The 5071-nt window shown below is 66.1% G+C and carries 5 protein-coding genes and 1 pseudogene; all 6 read left to right on the forward strand.

Features of this window, described 5'->3' with window-relative positions; translation table 11 throughout:
* Positions 1-590: pseudogene (locus AC04MI_RS23340) on the forward strand (NAD(P)/FAD-dependent oxidoreductase); the annotation flags it as partial.
* Positions 591-594: 4 nt separating this feature from the next.
* Complete coding sequence (locus AC04MI_RS23345; RefSeq protein ID WP_192419942.1) at positions 595-1530, forward strand: bile acid:sodium symporter family protein; 936 nt, start codon at positions 595-597, stop codon at positions 1528-1530.
* On the forward strand, positions 1527-2537 hold the full coding sequence (locus AC04MI_RS23350) for an SDR family oxidoreductase (RefSeq protein WP_436077817.1): 1011 nt from the start codon (positions 1527-1529) through the stop codon (positions 2535-2537). Before AC04MI_RS23345 ends, AC04MI_RS23350 begins: the two co-directional genes overlap by 4 nt.
* On the forward strand, positions 2534-3451 hold the full coding sequence (locus tag AC04MI_RS23355) for an EamA family transporter (protein ID WP_192419939.1): 918 nt from the start codon (positions 2534-2536) through the stop codon (positions 3449-3451). Before AC04MI_RS23350 ends, AC04MI_RS23355 begins: the two co-directional genes overlap by 4 nt.
* Positions 3452-3481: 30 nt before the next feature.
* Complete coding sequence (locus tag AC04MI_RS23360; RefSeq protein WP_436077818.1) at positions 3482-4102, forward strand: ABC transporter ATP-binding protein; 621 nt, start codon at positions 3482-3484, stop codon at positions 4100-4102.
* Positions 4103-4245: 143 nt separating this feature from the next.
* On the forward strand, positions 4246-4887 hold the full coding sequence (locus tag AC04MI_RS23365; RefSeq protein WP_436077819.1) for a LysE family translocator: 642 nt from the start codon (positions 4246-4248) through the stop codon (positions 4885-4887).
* Positions 4888-5071: the final 184 nt, after the last annotated feature.

Genomic DNA, 5071 nt, shown 5'->3' on the forward strand with positions numbered 1-5071 from the left:
GCGTGGTGCTGCAATGGTTCACTGGCGACCCTGCGCGCTTTGGCCTGCCCAAGCCCGACTACAAGATGTACGAGTCGCACCCGGTGGTCAACTCGCTGGTGCTGCACCACCTGGGCCATGGCGATATTCACGTCAAGCCCGACATCGCGCGTTTTGAAGGCCATACGGTGCACTTCAAGGACGGCAGCGCGCAGGACTATGACCTGGTGCTCTGTGCCACGGGCTACAAGCTTCACTACCCCTTCATCGACCACAGCCTGCTCAACTGGCAGGGCATGGCGCCGCAGCTCTACCTCAACATCCTGTCACCCCGTTTCGACAACCTGGCCATGATGGGCATGATCGAGGCCAGTGGCATCGGCTGGCAGGGCCGCTATGAACAAGCGGAGCTGGTGGCGCGCTTTTTCAAGGCGCAGGCCGAGGGATCGCCGCGCGCCCAGGCGCTACGACAGGCCAAGGCCGGGCCGCCGCCCGATCTGTCGGGTGGCTTCAAGTACCTCCAGCTCGAACGCATGGCGTATTACGTGCACAAGGACACCTACCGCAACGCGGTGCGCGCTGCCGCCGCAGCCCTCGCTAGAAAGGACTGACGCCATGCTGCCTGTGGACGAAATACGCCTCAACTTCAACCCCGCGTCGCTGGTGGTGCTCAATGTGGTGCTGGGTTTTCTCATGTTCGGCATTGCGCTGGATACGCGCGTGGCGGACTTCAAGCGCGTGCTGCGCATGCCCGGTGCCATGGCGGTGGGCATTGCCGCGCAGTTCATCGTATTGCCTGCGGTGACCTTTGTGCTCACGCTGCTACTCAAGCCCGGGCCCAGCATCGCGCTGGGCATGATTCTGGTCGCCTGCTGCCCGCCCGGCAATGTGAGCAACATCCTCACGCACCGCGCAGGAGGCAATGTGGCGCTGTCGGTGTCGATGACGGCCATCTCCAACGCGCTGGCCATCGTGCTCATGCCGCTCAACTTCGCGTTCTGGGGCGGCATGCACCCCACGGCGGCGCCGCTGCTGCGCAGCATTGCGCTTGACCCGTTGGAGATGGCGGGTCACATCGTGGTGATCATCGGGCTGCCTTTTGTGCTGGGCATCCTGTGCGCAGAAAAGCTGCCGCGCTTCACACAGCGCGTGAACAAGCCCGTGCGCATCCTCAGCTTTCTGTGTCTCATCGGTTTCATCGTGGGCGCGGTGGCGGGCAACTGGCGTTACTTTCTGGACTACGTGGGCCTGGTGCTGCTGGCCGTAGCGTTGCACGATGCGCTCGCCTTCGGCACCGGCTACGCCTGCGCGCGGCTCAGCGGCTTGCCGGACTACGACCGGCGCGCGGTGAGCATCGAGGTGGGCATCCGCAACGCAGGGCTGGGTCTGGTGCTGATCTTCAGCTTCTTTGGCGGGCTGGGGGGTATGGCCGTGGTGGCGGGCGTGTGGGGCTTCTGGGACATCATCGCGGGGCTGTCACTGGCAGGCTGGTGGGGGCGCAGGCCCGCCGAACTACCGGCGGCCGATGCCCGCAAGGAGCTGCGCACATGACCGGCATGGGGTGGAAAAGCCGCCGCATTCTGGTCACGGGCGCAGACGGTTTCTTGGGCCGCAGCGTGGTGGCTGCACTGGCGCGTGAAGGGGTCGGGACCATTGTGGCGACCGATGTGCGCGATGTGCCCGCCGAGCGTCGCCTGCCCGGCGTGACCTATCGGGTCCAAGACGTGCGCGACCCCGGTCTGGCGCAGACGCTGGCAGACACCGCCATCGACAGCGTGGTGCACCTGGCGTCCATCGTCACCCCCGGCAAAGGCTCCAGCCGCGAGTTTGAATATTCGGTGGACGTGCTGGGCAGCCAGAACGTGCTGGATGCCTGTGTGGCCATCGGCGTGACGCAGTTGGTCGTCAGCTCCAGCGGTGCGGCCTATGGCTACCACGCCGACAACCCCGCATGGCTGCGTGAGACCGACGCACTGCGGGGCAACGAGGTCTTTGCCTATTCGCACCACAAGCGGCTGGTGGAAGAGATGCTGGCGCAATACCGCACGCAGCACCCGGCGCTGGCGCAGACGGTGCTGCGCATCGGCACCATCCTGGGCGAGCGGGTGGACAACCAGATCACCGCCTTGTTCGAAAAGCCGCGCCTGCTCGCCATCCGGGGCAGCGAGAGCCCGTTCGTGTTCATCTGGGACGAAGACGTGACCGGTGCCATCCTGCATGCACTGCGCACGCAGCGGGCTGGCTGTTTCAACCTGGCGGGCGACGGTGCCTTGCCCTTGCGCGAGATTGCCCAGCGCTTGGGCAAGCCCGTGCTGGAGTTACCTGCAGGGCTGCTGCGCACCGCGCTGGCCGTGGGCTCCGCGCTCGGCGTGAGCCGCTACGGCCCCGAACAGCTCGACTTTCTGCGCTACCGGCCCGTGCTGTTGAATACCGCGCTCAAGGAAGTGCTGGGCTATGTGCCTGGCAAGACCAGCGCCCAGGCGTTTGACGCCTTCGTCGCTGCCCGGGCGCTGCAGGGCCGCCCCGTAGCTGCGGGCGTGTCCGTGGCGGCCGCATGAGTACGCCCGCGGCCTTGAGCCGTGGCGACCTGTTGCGTGCCCTGGCGGTGGTGGTCATCTGGGGGCTGAACTTTGTGGTGATGAAGCTCGGCCTGCAGGGCCTGAGTCCCATGTTGCTGGGCGCGCTGCGCTTTACGGCGGCATCGCTGCCCTTCTTGTTGTTCGTACCGCGTCCGGCCTTGCCCTGGCGCTTTGTGGTGGGCTACGGGATGGCGCAGGGGCTGGGGCAGTTCGGCTTTCTGTTTCTGGGGCTGCAGCTGGGCATGACGGCGGGCATGGCGTCGGTGGTGATGCAGACCCAGGCGTTCTTCACTTTGCTGCTGGCCGCGCCGTTGCTGGGTGAGCGTGCCAAGCCCTGGCAGTGGGGGGGCTTGTTGCTGGCGTTCGGCGGCTTGATGACCATCGGCCTCGCGCATGGCGAGGGGCCGGGCCAGATGACGCTGGCGGGGTTTGTGCTCACCCTCGGCGCCGCATTCATGTGGGCGGTGTCCAATCTGGTGGCGCGCCGCGCAGCACAGGCCGGGGCGTATGCGCCGTTTCCGTTCATCGTGTGGAGCAGTGTGGTGCCCATTGGGCCGTTCTTTGCGCTGGCGTTCTGGAGCGAGGGCTCCACCGCCGTGTGGGCACAGCTGCAGTCTTTGAACGGCACCGGGTTGCTGGCCGTGGCCTACCTGGCCTTCTTGGCCACGCTGCTGGCCTACACGCTGTGGACGCAGCTGCTGCAACGCCATGCGGCGGGGCGGGTCACGCCGTTTTCGCTGCTGGTGCCGGTGGTGGGGCTGTGGGCGGCTTATGCCTTTCTGGGTGAAACCCCGGCGCCTCTGCAGTGGTTGGGCGCAGCCGCAGTGCTCTGCGGGCTGGTGGTGAACCAGGTGGGAGGCTTGTGGTGGGCCCGGCGTGCGGCAGCTTCCTAGAATGTTCGCTTTCCGCATCGAGGAGACAGGGTGGCTGAGAGCGTGTTTTTGTGGGTGAAGGGGTTGCGGTTTGCGTACCCGGAGTGTGCTGTGCTGGACAACCTGTCGCTGGCCTGGCCCCCGGGCCTGGCTCTGGTGCGGGGTGATGAAAGCACCGGCAAGACCACGTTGCTGCGTCTGCTGGCTGGCGAGCTGACGGCGCAGGCTGGCAGCATCACGCTGCAAGGGGTGGACCTGATCCAGTCCGCCAAGGCCTCGGCACCACGGGTCTTCTGGTCGGACCCGCGATCCAGCGAGTGGGACCCGCTCACTGCCAGGGGTTGGCTCGACAGCCTGCCCGCACGCTACCCTCAATGGGATGTGGCAGCCTTGGTGGAGCACATCGACGGGTTCAGCCTGTACGAGCATCTGGACAAGCCTTTCTACGCCCTGTCCACCGGCAGCAAGCGCAAGGTGCTCATGGCAGGGGCCTTGGCCTCGAATGCACCACTGACCTTGATCGACGAGCCTGTGGGCGGGCTGGACAAGCCCTCCATTCGCTATCTGGCGCAGGCGCTGGCATCCCAAGCGGCCAGACCAGACCGCCTGACCGTGGTGGCGCATTACGAAGCCCTGCCCGATGTGCCCTGGGGCTCGGTGCTGGATCTGTAAGAACCTGTTCTAAGGCGTTATGAGGTGGTAGAGGGCGCCTTGGGGGCATGTGCTCTGGGGTCGGCCGTGTAGGCAGGGTCTGCCGTAGACTGCGGTGCTGACCGTTCCCCCTCACATACGCCTCACCCTGCAAGGACCGTCCCATGGATGCGCTGCTATTTGTTCCGGTTGCCATCGCCATCTCGCTCACCCCGGGGCCCAACAACTTCTGTGGCCTCAACAACGGCATCCGCGCAGGCGTGGGCCCCGCGATGATCGCCACGGTGGGCCGGGCAGCGGCGTTCGCGATCTTTCTGACGGTGTCTGCGGTGGGGCTGGGGGCGATGCTGCTGGCGTCCGAAGCGGCGTTCACGGCGGTGAAGTGGGTGGGGGCTGCCTACCTGTTCTGGCTGGGCTGGAAGGCCTGGCACAGCCGCGAGTTCAGCGGCCTGGCGCTGGAGGATGCACCTGGCAGTGGCCAGGCATCGGGTCAACCGGCCCAGTTCCATCTGCGTGCTCTCATCGCGCAGGAGTTTTTGCTGGGCATCACCAACCCCAAGGCGATCATCCTGTTCGCGGCGATCTTTCCGCAGTTCATCGACCCCGCGCAGCCTGCCGCGCGCCAGTTTCTGGTGCTGGGCTCCATCTATCTGGGCAGCGAATTCGTCTCGACGGCCGTTTACGCCAGCTTCGGGCGCCAGATCCGCCGCTTCATCCGCACCTCGCGCGGTGTGGCCCGCCTGAACAAGGCCACCGGCGGTTTCTTCATGGGTGCTGGCGGCCTTCTGCTGGCCACCAACCGCTGATTGCTGCCCCCTGGCGGGGCTGAGCCGATACATCGGTAAACCCCGCCCAAAGCGCGCGTAAATCCCCGGTAAAGGGTACCCGCCGGGCGGCAGCCCCGGGGGGTGCGCTGGCTACCATACCCGTTCGCTCATTCCTCGTTGCGCCCCACCATGCCCCTGAACCGTTCGTTGACCCGTCCACAGA

This window comes from Acidovorax sp. LjRoot204, from assembly GCF_056175785.1.

What these genes read in the sequence shown, in the direction of transcription:
- AC04MI_RS23345 (WP_192419942.1), top strand. Translation starts at nt 595, where the DNA reads ATGCTGCCTGTGGACGAAATACGCCTCAACTTCAACCCCGCGTCGCTG.
- AC04MI_RS23350 (WP_436077817.1), top strand. Translation starts at nt 1,527, where the DNA reads ATGACCGGCATGGGGTGGAAAAGCCGCCGCATTCTGGTCACGGGCGCA.
- AC04MI_RS23355 (WP_192419939.1), top strand. Translation starts at nt 2,534, where the DNA reads ATGAGTACGCCCGCGGCCTTGAGCCGTGGCGACCTGTTGCGTGCCCTG.
- AC04MI_RS23365 (WP_436077819.1), top strand. Translation starts at nt 4,246, where the DNA reads ATGGATGCGCTGCTATTTGTTCCGGTTGCCATCGCCATCTCGCTCACC.